This is a genomic window from Cryobacterium roopkundense (assembly GCF_014200405.1).
Lineage (GTDB): Bacteria > Actinomycetota > Actinomycetes > Actinomycetales > Microbacteriaceae > Cryobacterium > Cryobacterium roopkundense.
Map to the genome: position 1 here is coordinate 4141714 of NZ_JACHBQ010000001.1, position 15603 is coordinate 4157316.

A 15603-nucleotide genomic window follows, 5' to 3' on the forward strand; every position below is an offset into this window, starting at 1 on the left:
GCCTATTGCCACCCATGGAAATTTGTAGCCCTTTTGAGGGCCGATCAGCCTTTTATGCGGCGAGGAATTCCTCGAGGAACACCAGGAGACGCTCCACATCGGCCGCCGTGTTGTACGGAGCGAGACCGATGCGCAGCCCGCCTTCGTCGCCGAGGCCGAGGTGACGACTAGCTTCGATTGCGTAAAACGACCCCGCCGGGGCCAGGATCTTGCGCTCGAATAGCGCGTGCGAGGCGTCGGCCGCGCTCTTTCCTGCGAAGGTGAGCAAGAGCGTGGGCGTTCTCTCGGCGGCCCGGGACCACACTGTGACCCCGGGCAGCTCGGCGAGGCGGGATTCGAGCAGCTCAAGCAGCTGCTTCTCGTGCCGTTCGAGGGCGAGTGACGATCGCACGAGACCGTCGCGGCGGGTGGGCGCCGGTGCAGCGGGGTCTGTCATGTCGGCGGGCACGAGCGCGGCGAGGAAGTCCACCGCAGCCGTGACGCCGGCGAGCGTCTCGTAGGGCAGGGTGCCGAACTCGAAACGCTCGGGTACGGCATCCGTTGAGGGCAGCAGCTTGTCGGGGTGGATGGTGTCGAGCAGCTCGGGGGAGGCAGCGAGCACGCCGCAGTGCGGGCCGAGAAACTTGTAAGGCGAGCACACGAAGAAGTCCGCGCCGAGGGCTTCAAGGTCGACGCTCGCGTGCGGCACGTAGTGCACGCCGTCCACCCAGAGCAGCGCGCCGACGCCGTGGGTGATCCGGGCGATCTCGGCGATGGGCGGGCGGGTTCCGATCAGGTTGCTCGCCGCGGTCACGGCCACGAGCTGGGTGTTGTCGTTCACCTGCGCGGCGACGGCCTCGGCGGAAAGCTCACCGGTCTCGGGATCGAAATCGACCCAGCGCACGGTGGCCCCGGCGCGCTCGGCGGCCTGCACCCAGGGGCGGATGTTGGCGTCGTGGTCCAGTCGCGTCACCACGATTTCGTCGCCGGGGCCCCAGCCGTGGGACAGGTGCCGGGAAAAGTCGTAGGTGAGGGCGGTGGCGCTTCGGCCGTAGACGATCCCGAGCGGATCAGTGTTCAACAGGTCGGCGCACGCCTGTCGAAAGCACGTGACGGCGTCATCCGCGTTGCGCTCGGGGAGGCTGCGGGTGCCGCGGTTCGACAGCGGCCGGGTGAGGGTGAGCGCGATGGCAGCACCCACCTGGCGCGGGGTCTGGGTGCCGCCCGGGCCGTCGAAGTGGGCGATGCCGGTGGCGAGGGCGGGAAAGTGGGAGCGGACAGCCGGTGCGTTGTAGGTCACCCCAGAATCCAATCACAGTGACGGTGGGCTTGGCGCGCCGGGCGGACAGGTCAGGCGTGCGCGTCGCAGGCCGGAGCTGCGAGGGCAACGCATGGCTCGCATGCCACGAGCTGCTCGCGGCAGGACACCTCGCGGCAGTTGAGCATGTGGCGGGTCGGCTCGTCGCACACCCTGCAGTGCCCGACCACCGCCGTGTGGTCGCTGAAATCGAGCGACATGCGTCGGTCGAACACATAGAGCGAGCCGTCCCACAGCCCGTCGTCGCCGTAGGCCTCGCCGTAGCGCACGATGCCGCCCTCGAGCTGATAGACCTCGCCGAAACCACGCGACTTCATCAGGCCGCTCAGCACCTCACAACGGATGCCGCCCGTGCAGTAGGTGACCACGGGTTTGCCCTTGAGATGGTCGTACCTGCCGCTGTCGAGCTCGGCCACGAACTCCCGCGTGTTGGACACGTCGGGCACGACGGCGCCGCGGAACCGGCCGATTTCGGCCTCGAAGGCGTTGCGGCCGTCGAAAAACACCACGTCGTCCCCACGTTGCTCCACGAGTTCGTGCAGTGCGGCGGGGTCGAGCCGGGTTCCCCCGCCGACGACGCCATCGGCATCCACTGTCAACTCGCCTGGCGCACCGAAGCTTACGATTTCGTCGCGCACCTTCACCGCGAGTTTGGGGAAATCGAGGCTGAGACCGGCCGCGTCGAGCCCGGTGCCCTCGCTCCACTTGAAGTCGATGTTGCGGAAGGCCGGGTAATCGTGGGTCTTGCGAATGTAGCGCTTGAGGGCCGGCAGATCTCCGCCGAGAGTGCCGTTGAGGCCGTCGGCGGAGATGAGAATGCGGCCGCGCAGGCCGAGAGCCTCGCAGAGGTCGCGCTGCCAGAGCCGCACCGCGTCGGGGTCGGCGAGCGGCGTGAAGACGTAATAGAGCAGGATCTTCGGAATAGCCACCCAGTTATTTTACGTGCAGGACGCCTAGGCTCTGGTCAACCATTGGAGCCCCATGACGCAAGACCCGCTCGCCCGTTTCGGCGAAGTGCCGCAATTCACCCTCACGAGCACCGACATGACGGATGGACACCCTCTCTTGGCGCCGCAATACGGCGCGGGTGCCGGCGGGGCGGACGTCTCCCCCGAGCTGTCCTGGTCGGGATTCCCGGCCGAAACGAAGAGCTTCGCGGTCACGATGTACGACCCTGACGCCCCCACCGGCTCGGGATTCTGGCACTGGGCCGTCTGCAACCTGCCGGCATCCGTCACCTCGCTCGAGGCCGGCGCCGGAGCCCCAGGCGGTGCCTCGCTTCCCGCTGAGGCGCTTGTGCTGCCCAATGAAACGCGCCAGAGCGCTTTTGCGGGCGCCGGCCCGCCTCCCGGAACCGGCACGCACCGCTACCAGTTCGTGGTGCACGCCGTCGACATGGAGCTCCTCGACCTCGACCCGCGATCCACGCCGGGCGTGCTTGGCTTCAACCTGCATTTCCACACCCTGGCCCGGGCCGTTCTCGAGGCCACCGGAGTAGCGGGCGGCGCGACAGTCGGATGACGACAGTTCGGCCCTTGTTGGCGACCACCCGGCACCGCTTGTCCCCCAAATGGGGGTATTCACAGTGTTTGGGCGGGTGCCTCCCAGCGCCCCCACACACTGCGGAGTTAACCTCAGTTCGTGAGAAAGCCCCGCAATTCCACCAAAGAAACCGGCCTCTCCCGGGTTCCGGTCTGGGTGTGGCGGGCTCTCATGCTGCGCCTGCCCGAGAATGACGCCACGCGCGTTCGGGCTAAGTCGATCGACACTGTGGAGTATCACCTCGACATCGACTACGTGGGCGACGAAAAACGCGATCACCGCCTCGACGTGATGGTGCCGCACGATAGCACCGAGTCTCTTCCCGTGTACATCTACTTTCACGGCGGCGGCTGGACCTCCGGCGACAAGGCCCCGCTCACCAAATACTGCGCGAGCCAGGCCAGGGAAGGCATGGTGGTCGTGAACGCGAACTACCGGATGGCGCCCCGGGTGCAGCTTTCACACATGATGCAGGACGGCAACGACGTGCTCGACTGGGTCGTACGCAACATCACGGAATTCGGCGGCGACCCCTCCCGCATCGTGCTCGGTGGCGATTCCGCGGGCGGCCACATCGCGGCTCTGCTCACAGCCTCGGCTTTCGAGCCCGAACTCGCCAAGTACTACGGCATCGAGCCGCACGTGGACCGCACGAACCTGCTCGGGCTCGTGCAGCACTGCAGCATTGCCGACTTCTCGGTGATGTTCGAGCGCGGTTTCGTGCTGAGCCTCAACTTTCTGCGCATGCTGCTGCCCGAGAACGGCCGCGGCCTGCACCTGCGCAGCGCCGCCCGGTTCATGTCGCCGATCGAATGGCTCGACGGCGGGTTCCCTCCTGTGTTCATCACGACCTCGGAACGCGACTATTTCTACCGCGCCAACCTCAACTTCATTGACGCCCTGCGCAGCAAGTCGATCCTCGTCGACACCCTGATTTACGCGCGCAACCGGGTGAATACCCGTCACACCTGGCAACAGGACTCCAAGCATCCCGAGTCGCAGGAGGTCTACCGCCGCCTCGGCGACTTCGTGCGCAGGGTCGCACCGCGCCCGGTGGCAGCGGTGGCCGCCGTCGCGGCCGTGCTTCCCGCACTCCCCGCGCTCGTTGCGGACACGCTCGTTCCCCGGGCCCTGTAGCCCCGGTAGGGTTCACGTGTGCAACGTGAATGGGTGAGACAGCGGATCGCGCGGCGCCGGCTTGCCCTGTTCGCCGCCGGTGCGCTCGTGGTCGCGGTCGGTCTGGCCGTCCACTTCCAGGCCGGCGGGACCGCGGCGAGCCTCGCGGCCGACGCCCTGTATGCCGCGTTGGTCTACCTGATCGTGGCGTTCCTCGCGCCGCGCTCGGCGCCTGTGCGCGTCGCCGCGACGGCGGCGGGGTTGTGCGTCGTCGTGGAACTGTTCCAGCTCACCGGTGTGCCGAGCCTTCTGGCCGAGGCCTGGCCGCCAACGGCACTCGTGCTCGGCACGACTTTCGTGGCCTGGGACCTCGTGGCTTACCTCGTCGGTGCAGCCCTCGCCGGGCTCGCTGACCGCATGGTGTCGTCGTGCGCTACCGTGAGGGCCGCGCGCGGGCGCTAATGCGGCAGCGCGGCGCGATACCGGCGCGGCATTGCTACGACCGGGGCCGATCAGCTCTGGGATCCGGTGACGGCGAGCACGCCGCCGAGACCGATCATCATGGCGCCGCCCGTTGCCGACAGACCTTCGACACGCTTGGGGGACTTCGCGAACCAGTGGCGGGCCGCGCCGGCCGCGAGAGCCCAGGTACTGTCGCCGATGAAGGCGAGCACCACGAACACCAGGCCGAGGGTCAGCAGTTGCAGCACGACAGAGCCCGCGCCGTAGTCCACGAACTGCGGTAGCACGGCCACGAAGAACACGAGCGACTTGGGGTTGCTCACCCCCACGACGAAGCCCTCCGCGAGCAGCCGCCGGCGCGACTTGTGCGCCAGGCTCACGCCCGACGCACCCATGGCCGAACGGCGATGCCGGATGGCCTGGATGCCGAGGTACACAATGTACGCGGCGCCGGCAAACTTGATGATCGTGAACACGACCACGGACTGCGCCACGATCGCGCCGAGACCGAGGGCGACGGCCAAGATGACCGGGATTAATCCGAGGGCGTTGCCGGCCACACTCAGAATGCCACCCCGGCGCCCGAGGGCCAGCGACCGCCCGATCACGAAGAGAACCGTGGGCCCCGGCAGGGCGATCAGCGCCACGGATGCGAGCGAGAAGGCCAGCAGATGAGGGAGGGAAACCATACTGAATGTTAGGCCTCCCGGCGGCTGCGCGTTGCACGAAAAATCCATGAACAATTCTCAGCTTCAACCGAGTAGATTCTCTGTGTGAAGTTTCACGAAGTTCGTGTACATCGAAGTGACGAGCATCTGGCCAGAGAGGGCCAGCTCGCCTGGAAGATCGCTCAGGTCGCGACCGACCCGGTACCGGTCACCCCTGCGGTCGCCGAGATGGTGATCAACCGCATCATCGACAACGCCGCGGTGGCCACGGCCTCGATCGTGCGCGACCCCGTCGTGGCAGCCAGGGCCCAGGCGCTCAGCCACCCGCGCTCCACCGGCGGCGACGGCGCCAACATCTTCGGAACGGATGCCGCCATCCGCGTGTCGCCGGAATGGGCGGCGTGGGCCAACGGCGTGGCCGTGCGCGAGCTCGACTTCCATGACACCTTCCTGGCCGCGGAGTACTCACACCCCGGGGACAACATCCCACCGATCCTGGCCGTGGCCCAGCACCTCGCGGCCACCCGCGGGCTCGGCGGCGGAGACCTGTTGCGCGGCATCGCCACCGGCTACGAGATCCAGATCGACCTCGTGAAGGCGATCAACCTGCACGAGCACAAGATCGACCATGTCGCCCACCTCGGACCGTCGATGGCCGCCGGCATCGGCACCGTCCTTGGCCTCGACGAGCAGATCATCTACCAGGCCGTCGGCCAGGCGTTGCACACCACCACAGCTACCCGGCAGTCCCGCAAGGGTGAGATCTCAAGTTGGAAGGCCTACGCCCCCGCGTTCGCCGGCAAGCTGGCGATCGAGGCTATCGACCGGGCCATGCGCGGCCAGACCAGCCCGACGCCCATCTACGAGGGGGAAGACGGCGTAATCGCCTGGCTCCTCGACGGCCCCGAGCACGTCTACGCTGTGGGCCTGCCCGACGCCGGCGAGGCGAAGCTCGCCATCCTCGACAGCTATACCAAGGAGTATTCGGCCGAATACCAGGCGCAGGCGTGGATCGACCTGGCCCGTCGGCTGCACCGCGACTACCCCGAAATCGCGGAGAACACCGACACGGTGGCATCCGTTGTGTTGTATACCTCGCATCACACCCACGTGGTGATCGGCTCGGGCGCCCACGACCCGCAGAAGTACAACCCCGACGCGAGCCGGGAGACCCTCGACCATTCCATTCCCTATATTTTCGCGGTGGCCCTGCAAGACGGATGCTGGCACCAGGTCGATTCGTACGCCCCGGAGCGCGCCCACCGCCCCGACACCGTTGCGCTGTGGAACTGCGTCACGACCGTGGAAGACCCTGAATGGACCCGCCGCTACCATTCCACCGACATGAACGAGAAGGCCTTCGGGGGGCGGGTGGTGATCACCCTCGCCGACGGACGCACGATCACGGACGAGATCGCGGTGGCGGACGCGCATCCGCTCGGGGCCCGGCCGTTCGCGCGCGCGCAGTACGTGGCCAAGTTCCGCGCGCTCGCCGATGACGTTCTCGAACCCGACGAGATCGAGAGATTCCTCGAGACGGCCCAGCGCCTGCCCGACCTCAGTGGGCCGGAGCTTCGCGGCCTCACCATCACCGCCCGGCGTGGTCTCGTGCACCCCGCCACGGACCCCAAAGGCTTGTTCTAACACGACCCAATCCGGCCCCACCTTGCCGCACCGCCGAAGGGAGCATCATGAGCGACTCAGCCACCACCGAGCCTCGCATTTTCAAGGGGCTGGCCGGGGTCCCGGTCGATGTCACGGCCATCTCGATGGTCAACTCCGACACGAATTCGTTGCTCTATCGGGGGTACCCGGTGCAGCAGCTCGCCACGCGCTGCAGCGTGGAGCAGGTGGCGCTGCTGCTCTGGGACGGCGAGCTGCCCACGCCCGAGCGGCTGGCCGAGTTCCAGCTGGAAGAACGTTCGAACCGTGCGCTCGCGCCCAACGTGCTGCGCGCAGTGGATGACCTGCCGCTGACAACGCATCCGATGGACGTCTGCCGCACAGCCGTGAGCATCCTCGGCGCCAACGATATGGACGCCGGCAGCAATTCCACCGCACACAACCTGCGCAAGGCACGGCACCTGTTCGCGCAGCTGCCGGCGATCGTGGCGTACGACCAGCGCCGTCGCCACGGGCTGGCCCTCGTGGAGCCGCGAAATGACCTCGACTACACCGAGAATTTTCTGTACATGACCTTCGGAGCGGTGCCGGAGCCCGAGGTGGTCGCGGCTTTCCGCACGTCGCTCGTGCTCTACGCCGAGCACTCCTTCAACGCCTCCACCTTTGCCGCGCGGGTGATCGCGTCCACGCTCTCCGACATGCACTCGGCTGTCACGGGCGCGATCGGCGCCCTCAAGGGACCGCTGCACGGCGGTGCCAACGAGGCCGTGATGTACACCTTTGACGAGATCGGAACGCCCGACCGGGTGGCTGCCTGGCTCGACGAGACGCTCGCGAGCAAACGCAAGGTGATGGGTTTCGGGCACCGCGTCTACAAGCACGGCGACTCCAGGGTGCCCACCATGCGGGCCGCGATGGTGACGATGCTCGAGCACTTCGACAGGCCGGACCTGCTCGAGATGTACATGAACCTTGAGGAGGCGATGGCGGCGCGCACGGGCATTCTGCCGAACGTGGACTACCCCACGGGCCCCGCCTACCACGTGATGGGCTTCGACACCGAGACGTTCACGCCCATCTTCGTGGCCGCGCGCGTCATCGGCTGGACCGCCCACGTGTCGGAGCAGCTCGCCGCGAATGCGCTCATCCGCCCGCTGTCGGTCTACGTCGGGGCCGCCCAGCGCGATCTGCCCGCCTAGGGAGTGTCTCACGGGGTCTGCTCAGCTTCCCCCTCCCGCTTCCCGCTGGTGTTCCGCTCGTCTTCCGCTGGTCGAGGCGCGACGAAGGAGCGATCGAGACCCCGCGACCCGAACCTCGGACCGCACTCGGGTCTGAGGAACGTCTCGCCAGGTCTCGATCGCTCGTGCCTCGCGCCTCGACCGGCGGGGTGCTCGTGCCTCGCGCCTCGACCGGCGGGTCGCCGATAGCATCGCAGCATGCATATGTTCTTTCGTACTCTCTTGCACTCCCTGCTGTCCCGCTTCGGCCCGAGGCTCGGCCACTACGACGTGGCGCGCACCCGCTTCATCACGTCTCCGACCGACCTCGATATTCTGCGCCATATGAACAACGGCGTGTACCTGTCGATTATGGATGTGGCCCGCTTCGACATGCTGCACCGCACGGGGGTCTGGAAGATCTTCGTCGAGCGAGGCTGGTACCCGGTGGTCGTGGCCGAAACGATGAGCTTTCGCAAGTCCCTCACCGTGGGGCAGCGGTTTACCGTGGAGTCGCGCATCCTCGGTTTCGACGCGAAGGCCGTCTATGTGGAGCAGCGCTTTGTTCGACCGGATGCCGCGGGCGAGCCCGAGATTTACGCACACGGGTTCATCCGTGGTCGCTTTCTCAAGCGCACCGGCGGCGTGGTTCCCATGGAAGAGCTGCTGGAGGCGGTGGGAATGCCCGAGAACGTCACCGTTCCCGCCTGGCTGCTGGAGTGGAGCGACGACGTGGCCATGCCGGCCACCCGCGCCCCGGCCCCGAGCATCTGGGAGTAGCCCGCGAGCTGCCTACCGCGTGCGGGCGGGCAGGATCATGTCCTTGTAGGCCTGCGCGAGCGCGGGATAGTAGCCGTCCCAGGTGGGCAGCGGGCGTCCGGCCCGGTAGGCGACGAGTCGGTCGAGGTAGTAGTCCCAACCCGGGCCGACGGTGGCGGCCTCTGCCGGATTGCGGAGTCGTTGCCCGAAGGTGAGGGTGGTCATTCCGTTGCCCTCGACCAGGTGGAACAGGGCGCGCCAGGCGTCTTCGCCCTCGCCGAAGTCGCCGAGGAACCGGTGCGGTGCGCTGCATTCGAGAATCGTCACGTACTGGGCCTGCGCCTCGGGCTCGGCCGACATGCGAAACTTGGCGGCGCCGGTGTTGGGGGCGCCCGTGAGCGTGCCGATCCACTTCTCGAGCTCGGCCGGCCGGGTCATGGTGGCCCACACGTCGTCCGGGATCGCCGTGAACAGTCGATCCATCATGAGATACAGTCCGTCGTCGCGATGGACGAGCCGTCCGGTGGCCTTGCCTGTCATGATTTCCTCCCAGCTGAGTGACACACGATCTTTCCCACAGGCTAGGCCCCTTTCCGCTTCACTGCCAGCATCGTTTGTGGGGGCGTCAGCCCTCCAGCACCGCCATGGCCGCATTGTGCCCGCCGATGCCGCTCACGCCGCCGCCGCGTCGCGCGCCGGCTCCGCACACCAGAATTCGCGGATGCGTGGTGGCCACGCCCCAGCGCTCGGCCGCCGTCGTGCGCGGGGCGTCGTCTTCGAGGAACGGCCAGGACAGCGCCCCGTGAAAGATGTTGCCGCCGGGCAGGTTCAGGGCGAGTTCGAGGTCTCGGGTGGTCTTGGTTTCGATGCACGGGCGACCCGAGGCATCCGTCAGCAGCAGGTCTTCGATCGGTTCGGCGAGCACCGAGTTGAGCGACGCGAGCACGGCGGCCTGCAGGGTCTCGCGCAGGGCGTCGTTGCCGGCATAGCCGTTGTGCGGGTCGACCCAGCGGTCGGGGGTGTGCAGGCCGAAGACCGTGAGGGTGTGTACCCCGGCCTCGCGGAGCTCGGGCGAGAGGATGCTCGGGTCGGTGAGCGAGTGACAGTAGATCTCGCACGGCAGGCGCTCGCCGAGTTCGCCCTGCAGCGCGGCGGCGAAGGCTCCCTCGAGCTGGGTATATGTCTCGTTGATGTGGAACGTGCCCCCGAACGCGGCCGCGGGCGGGACTGACCCGTCACGCAGCCGCGGCAGCCGGGAAAGCAGCAGGTTCACCTTCACCTGGGCGCCCTCGGGCTTGGGCGTGCCCGCGCGGTCGTGGCCGAGCAGGCCGTCGAGCACCCAGGGGGCCACGTTGCTGAGCACGTACTCGGCCGTCACAGTGTGCCGCTGTCCATCGTGCAGGTAGGCGACGGCACCGTCTGGCGTGATCGACGTGACGGTCGCGCCGGTTTCGAGCCGAGCGCCGGAAGCCAGGGCCGCCTGCTCGAGCGCGCCGGAGACGGCGCCCATGCCGCCGATCGGCACGTCCCAGTCACCGGTCTCCTGGCCGATCACGTGGTACAGAAAGCAGCGGTTCGCGTGGAGGTCGTCGCCGTCGAGCGAGGCGAATGTGCCGATCAGGCCGTCGGTCGCCACCACGCCGCGCACCAGGTCGCTCTCGAACGTGTCGCGAATCGTGGTGCCAAGCGGATGCTCGATGAACGCGTTCCACAGGGCGTCATCGGCCACGAGCAGCCGCGCCTCCGTGCGGGTGAGCAGCGGTTCGCAGACGGTGGGGAACAGTGCACGGGCCAGCACGCCGGTGCCGTCATAGAAGGCGTTCCATGCTGCGAAATCGGCCGGGGCGACCCGGCCGAAGGAGGCCTGGGTGGCGGCGGGGTCTCCGTGGTCGACGAGCAGCCCCTGCACCGGATCGGTGGGATCGGGCGTGTACGACGAGTATCGACGCCGAGCGAGCTCAAGGTCGAGCCCGAGCTCATCCCTGATGCGCTGCGGCAGCAGGCTTACGAGGTAGGAGTAGCGCGAGAGCCGAACGTCCTGGCCGGGGAAGGCATCCGCTGACACCGCCGCACCCCCCAGATGGTCGTCACGTTCGAGCAGCAAAACTGTCTTGCCGGCCAGGGCGAGGTAGGCGGCCGCGGTGAGCCCGTTGTGTCCGCCGCCCACAATCACCACGTCAAACTCAGTTTCGGTCATGACCCGAGCCTACGGCCGGGGCCATCGCCCGGACACGTCCCGTTCACCCGCGCGCCACGTGACCCCCTTAGACAGGAGTCACAGTAACCGCTTGCACCGCACCAGGGGGACCCCGCATGAAAGCTTTCACTCCGTACCGTTTGCTTCCACGGACGGCCCTCGCGCTGGGCCTTGGGGCCGTGCTGGCCTGCGGGTTGGCTGCGCCCGCGGCATCCGCTGCCATTGTGGACGCACCCATCTCGTACTCCAGCGACACCGCGGCTCTCACGCTGTCGGCGCTCGGCAGCTACGAAACCGGAACGTTCGACGCCTCGGCGGCCGAGATCGTCACGTACTTCGGTGGTCGGCTCTTCGTGGTGAACGCAGCCCAGGGGGCCGTAGATGTGCTCACGATTGAGGATCCCGCCAGCCCCGCCAAGCTCTATGCCCTCGCCGCCGAGGGCGCGCCTCTCAGTGCGGGTGGTGCGGTTCCGGCCGGCGCCACCGCCAACTCGGTGGCCGTGCGCGGCGACGGCCTCGGCGTGATGGCGATCGAATCTCCCACCAAGACGGATGCGGGCTGGCTCGTCTTCTTTGACGCCAACGCCGCCGTCGCGACGGTTCTCGGTGCCGTCGAGGTGGGCGCGTTGCCCGACATGGTGAGCATCTCGGCTGACGGTTCTTACGCCGTATCCGCCAATGAGGGCGAGCCGAACGACGATTTCACCATCGACCCTGAGGGATCGGTCAGCGTCGTGACGCTGCCCGACGGCGTCTCGGCGCCGGCGCAGTCCGCCGTCAGAACGGCAGACTTCCACGATTTCGAGGCGGGTGGCAGTAAAACCCTGCCCGAGGATGTGCGCGTCTTCGGCCCCCACCTCGGCGGCAACCGGGTCTCCACCAACCTCGAGCCCGAGTACGTGGCGATCGACGCGAACGGCCTCGTGGCCTACGTGGCGCTGCAGGAAGCCAACGCTGTGGCCGTGGTGGACCTGGCCACGGCAGAGATCACGCAGATCTGGCCGCTCGGGTTTCAGGACCACGGGGTCGAGGGCAAGGGAATCGACGCCTCCGACCGTGACCCTGAAGACGCGCCGACGGTGAACATTCAGACCTACCCAGGGCTGAAGGGAATGTATATGCCGGACGGCATGAACTCCTACACGGCCAATGAGGCAACATATCTGGTGACAGCGAACGAGGGCGATGCCCGTGAGTGGGGTGCCTACGCAGAGGCAGTGCGCGTGAAAGACCTTGGCGCCGGCGGCCTCCTGCCCGTGTGTGCGGACAGCGCGCTCGCCGCTCTCACAGGCGACGCCGATCTCGGTCGCCTCACCGTCACCACCGAGAACGGCCTCAACGCTGGCGCAACCTGCTACGAGGAGCTCTATTCCTTCGGCTCGCGTTCATTCTCGATCTGGAATACAGATGGAACTCAGGTCTTCGACTCCGGCGACGACTTCGAACGCATCACCGCTGCGGCCAACCCCGCTTACTTCAACTCGAACCACAGCGAGTCGAATCTCGAGGGCCGCAGCGACGACAAGGGACCGGAGCCCGAAAACCTCGCCATCGGCGACGTGAACGGCCGGACCTACGCGTTCATCGGACTCGAGCGCGTGGGCGGCATCATGGTCTACGACATCGAAGACCCTGCCTCGGCCGAATTCGTGACGTACATCAACAACCGCGACTTCGCGGTGTCGATGGAGGCCTCAGTCGACGCCGGCACCGGCGCCGCCGACCTGCCCGCAGCGGGCGATCTCGGCCCCGAGGGCGTGGCCTTCATTGCCGCGAGTGACTCCGCGAGTGGTGTTCCGATGCTCGCGGTGGGTAATGAGGTCTCCGGCACCACGACGCTCTTCGCGATCGCTGCCTCCGCGGCTGCGGCCGTGCCCGGCGCCGATGGAGTTCTGGCCGAGACGGGTGCGGGCGACATGCTGGCTGCGACCGGATCAGAGCTGGCCCCGGCCGGACTGCTTGCCACCCTGCTGGTGCTCGCGGGCGCCGTGCTCGCGTTCATGTTCCGCCGCCGGGGCATCCGCTCCTAACGACGCGCAAACGGATACCCCTGGCGAAGACCTCGTCAGGGGTATCCGTTTGTCCGCGCTCGGCCGGCTCAAGCCGGTGTCAGCTCTTGCGTTCGTCTGCACACACCCGATCAACCGACTGGTGACGGCACCGCGCCGTCGGCGTGCGGGAGAAGTCGCGGGAGCACGTCGGATAGGGTCACCACCCCTAGGAACCGACCGTCGTCGACCACCACCACGAGCTGCTGGCTCGTCGCGCGCATCTGGGCGAGGGCCTCGTAGACCGGGGTCTCCCCCGAGAGCGTGAGGGCGGATCGCACGAACGGAGCGGCGGGGGCATCGAGCGGGGCGAGCAGCGTATCCCTCACGTGGATGACGCCGGGAATGCCGAGGCCCGGGTCGCCGACGAGGATGCGCATGTGGCCGGACTGCGCAGCCGCGCGCTGCACGGCGCCGACAGTTGCATCATGGGCTACGACGGTGGGCGTCGCGCTGATGTCAACGAGTGCGTCGAGACGCAGGGTCTCGAGTTCGATAGCGGCCTCGAGCTGGTCCTGGAAGGAACTGTCGAGCATGCCTGTGCGGGCCGAGAGTTCCACGAGGTGGCGGATCGTCTCGGCGTTCTGGCCACCGACAGCGGCGCTCTCCACGGGGACTACACCTGACGCCCTGACCAGCTTGTTGGCGATGCTGTTGATCCACAGGAGCAGGGGGCGGAACGGCCAAATGAAGATGCGGGACGGGATGCCGATTGCCTTGGCCGCTGTTTCGGGGTGAGCAATGGCCCATGATTTCGGCGCCATCTCGCCCACGACGAGGTGCAGGAACGTGACGATGAGAAGGGACAGAGTGAAGGCCAGCACACCCGCGGCCCACTCCGGAAGCCCCCACGCCGAGAAGACGGGCCCGAGCCAGGAATCGAGCGCGGGCTTGGTGACGGCGCCGAGGGCGAACGTGCAGGCGGTGATGCCCAGTTGCGCGCCAGCGAGCATCAGGGTGAGTTCGTTGACGCCCCTGAGGGCAGCACGGGCAGAGCGATCCGTCGCCGCTGTCACCTCGAGGCGGTGACGTCGCGCGCCCAGCAGCGCGAATTCGATGACCACGAAGAACGCGCTGAGCGCGATCAGGATGACGGTGGCGATCGCCACGACAAGACCATCACTCATCGTTTGGCCTCCGCCGTGTCGTCGGATCCCGGTTCGGATCCTTTCTGCGCTTCCTCGTCGTCCCCCACCGTTTCGAGGAGCCTCACGCGCACCTCGTGCGGAACGTGGCGTTCGATGCTGAGCACCTCGATTTCGAGTGACCTGTGAACTTCGTCGTTTCGGACGAGGTCGGCAGGGTCATCGGGCAGCACGATGCGGATGGTGTCGCCGGCGACGGGCAGGCCTCCGCGCTCGGCGATGATGAGCCCCGCGACTGTCTCGAAGTCTCCAGCGGGCAGGTCGTAGCCGATGGCGCGGTGCATCTCGTCGACGTGCACGTCACCACTCATGATCCAGACCGCGTCGCCGTCGGGATCGACTGAGGGAGCAGCCTCCACGTCGTGTTCGTCGGTGATTTCACCGACGATTTCTTCCGCGAGGTCTTCGAGGGTGAGCACTCCGGCGAAACCGCCGTACTCGTCGATCACACAGGCGAGTTCGTTGCGGGAGCGGGTGAGCTCGGCGAGGGCATCGGGCAACTTCATCAGCGCCGATAGCACCACCGCCGGCTGCATGAGTTCCGTAACGGGGGCATCCTGGGAGAGCGTTGAACCGAGAACGTCCGCGAGTTGCACGACGCCGAGGGGCTGGCTTTCGTCGTCGACGACCGGGTAGCGGGTGTGGGCACGCGCCATCAGCTCGCGCACCTCACCGATACTGGTGTCGGGGCGCACAGTGGCTACGAGCGACCGGGGAATCATTGCATGCTCGACGTCCTGTTCGGGGAATTCGAGGATGCGGTCGAGCATGAGAGACAACTCGACGGGCAGGTCGCCGCTGTCGCGGGAGTCCGACACGATGCGCTCGAGGTCCAGTGCCGTGGCGCTGGAATCGACGTCGTGCACGGGGTCGATGCGCAGAAGGCGTAGCAGGGAGTTGGCGGCGAAATCGAAGACGGCGATCAGCCATCCGAAGACTGCGAGGTAGATGGTGGTCGAGCGGGCCAGGCCGCGCGCGAGGGGTTCGGGATTCGCGATGGCGAGATTCTTCGGGTAGAGCTCGCCGAAGATCATCTGGACGACGGTCGCGAGCACCAGAGCGACAACGGTCCCCAGAGTGACGCTGACCGCCATCGACACACCCACCCCGCCCAGCAAGGTGCCAATGGATTCACCGATGAGCGGCTGGGCGACGAAGCCGACCAGCAGACCCGTGACGGTAATGCCCAGTTGTGCTCCGGAGAGCATGAATGATGTCCGGTTGGTCACAGCGAGAGCCCGCACCGCAGCTGCGTCCCCCGCAGCCGCACTGGCCCCGAGTCGGTTACGGTCGACGGACATATAGGCGAACTCCTGGGCGACAAAATAACCGTTGGCCGCGATTATCACCAGAGTGATGATGATGCCGAGCAGCAGGAGGAGCAGGGTTTCGATCACGAGAACGTCACCTCATCACACGGGCAATCGGTACGATCGCGGTCGGTGTGAAGTCGTATTGTGCCGTTCGATGGCCCATGGGGCCATGGCTGGTGAGCCACAGTTGCGGTCAACGCCTTTCGGGTGTGTCCT

At 67.1% G+C, this 15603-nt stretch carries 14 protein-coding genes; 7 read left to right on the forward strand and 7 right to left on the reverse strand.

The window, feature by feature from the left end; translation table 11 throughout:
* Window positions 1-52 precede the first annotated feature (52 nt).
* Together BJ997_RS19220 and trhO are read right to left on the reverse strand one after the other, a co-directional pair.
* Window positions 53-1279, reverse strand: a complete 1227-nt coding sequence (locus BJ997_RS19220; RefSeq protein ID WP_035836187.1) for a cysteine desulfurase-like protein — start codon at window positions 1277-1279, stop codon at window positions 53-55.
* Between the two features lie 50 nt (window positions 1280-1329).
* A complete protein-coding gene (gene trhO / locus BJ997_RS19225; RefSeq protein ID WP_035836188.1) occupies window positions 1330-2226 on the reverse strand; it encodes an oxygen-dependent tRNA uridine(34) hydroxylase TrhO in 897 nt (298 codons plus the stop codon).
* Between the two features lie 52 nt (window positions 2227-2278).
* On the opposite strand from trhO, the gene BJ997_RS19230 reads away from it, so the two are divergent.
* The 3 genes from BJ997_RS19230 (at window position 2279) to BJ997_RS21650 (ending at window position 4417) form a co-directional block, all read left to right on the forward strand.
* Complete coding sequence (locus tag BJ997_RS19230; protein WP_035836189.1) at window positions 2279-2818, forward strand: YbhB/YbcL family Raf kinase inhibitor-like protein; 540 nt, start codon at window positions 2279-2281, stop codon at window positions 2816-2818.
* A 120-nt stretch (window positions 2819-2938) separates the two neighbouring features.
* The gene (locus BJ997_RS19235; RefSeq protein WP_236628901.1) at window positions 2939-3976 is read left to right on the forward strand and encodes an alpha/beta hydrolase; all 1038 of its coding nucleotides are present in this window, start codon (window positions 2939-2941) and stop codon (window positions 3974-3976) included.
* 18 nt (window positions 3977-3994) lie between these two features.
* Window positions 3995-4417: a DUF2809 domain-containing protein gene (locus BJ997_RS21650; RefSeq protein ID WP_035836190.1), complete on the forward strand. Its 423-nt coding sequence runs from the start codon at window positions 3995-3997 to the stop codon at window positions 4415-4417.
* A gap of 50 nt (window positions 4418-4467) precedes the next feature.
* On the opposite strand, the gene BJ997_RS19245 is transcribed toward BJ997_RS21650, so the two are convergent.
* Window positions 4468-5106 carry a LysE family translocator gene (locus BJ997_RS19245; protein WP_035836191.1) on the reverse strand — a complete coding sequence of 213 codons (639 nt, stop codon included), beginning with the start codon at window positions 5104-5106 and terminating at the stop codon, window positions 4468-4470.
* Between the two features lie 84 nt (window positions 5107-5190).
* Between BJ997_RS19245 and BJ997_RS19250 the strand changes: the two genes are divergently transcribed.
* From BJ997_RS19250 to BJ997_RS19260, 3 genes are all read left to right on the forward strand, one after another.
* Window positions 5191-6729 (forward strand): MmgE/PrpD family protein, encoded by a 1539-nt coding sequence (locus BJ997_RS19250; RefSeq protein WP_035836192.1) that lies wholly within the window; start codon window positions 5191-5193, stop codon window positions 6727-6729.
* Between the two features lie 47 nt (window positions 6730-6776).
* Window positions 6777-7907 (forward strand): bifunctional 2-methylcitrate synthase/citrate synthase, encoded by a 1131-nt coding sequence (locus BJ997_RS19255; RefSeq protein ID WP_035836193.1) that lies wholly within the window; start codon window positions 6777-6779, stop codon window positions 7905-7907.
* Between the two features lie 237 nt (window positions 7908-8144).
* A complete protein-coding gene (locus BJ997_RS19260; protein WP_035836194.1) occupies window positions 8145-8705 on the forward strand; it encodes an acyl-CoA thioesterase in 561 nt (186 codons plus the stop codon).
* 12 nt (window positions 8706-8717) lie between these two features.
* Here the strand turns inward: BJ997_RS19260 and BJ997_RS19265 are convergent, their stop codons facing one another.
* Both BJ997_RS19265 and BJ997_RS19270 read right to left on the reverse strand, forming a co-directional pair.
* On the reverse strand, window positions 8718-9224 hold the full coding sequence (locus BJ997_RS19265; protein WP_035836195.1) for an SRPBCC domain-containing protein: 507 nt from the start codon (window positions 9222-9224) through the stop codon (window positions 8718-8720).
* Window positions 9225-9309: 85 nt separating this feature from the next.
* Window positions 9310-10881 (reverse strand): phytoene desaturase family protein, encoded by a 1572-nt coding sequence (locus tag BJ997_RS19270; RefSeq protein WP_035836196.1) that lies wholly within the window; start codon window positions 10879-10881, stop codon window positions 9310-9312.
* A gap of 116 nt (window positions 10882-10997) precedes the next feature.
* Here BJ997_RS19270 and BJ997_RS19275 point away from each other — a divergent pair, with 116 nt between their 5' ends.
* Window positions 10998-12911: a choice-of-anchor I family protein gene (locus tag BJ997_RS19275; protein WP_084141149.1), complete on the forward strand. Its 1914-nt coding sequence runs from the start codon at window positions 10998-11000 to the stop codon at window positions 12909-12911.
* Window positions 12912-13021: 110 nt separating this feature from the next.
* Here BJ997_RS19275 and BJ997_RS19280 read toward each other — a convergent pair whose 3' ends face one another.
* Both BJ997_RS19280 and BJ997_RS19285 read right to left on the reverse strand, forming a co-directional pair.
* On the reverse strand, window positions 13022-14056 hold the full coding sequence (locus BJ997_RS19280) for a CNNM domain-containing protein (protein ID WP_035836197.1): 1035 nt from the start codon (window positions 14054-14056) through the stop codon (window positions 13022-13024).
* Window positions 14053-15471, reverse strand: a complete 1419-nt coding sequence (locus tag BJ997_RS19285; RefSeq protein WP_035836198.1) for a hemolysin family protein — start codon at window positions 15469-15471, stop codon at window positions 14053-14055. The genes BJ997_RS19280 and BJ997_RS19285 overlap by 4 nt, the downstream gene beginning before the upstream one ends.
* Window positions 15472-15603: the final 132 nt, after the last annotated feature.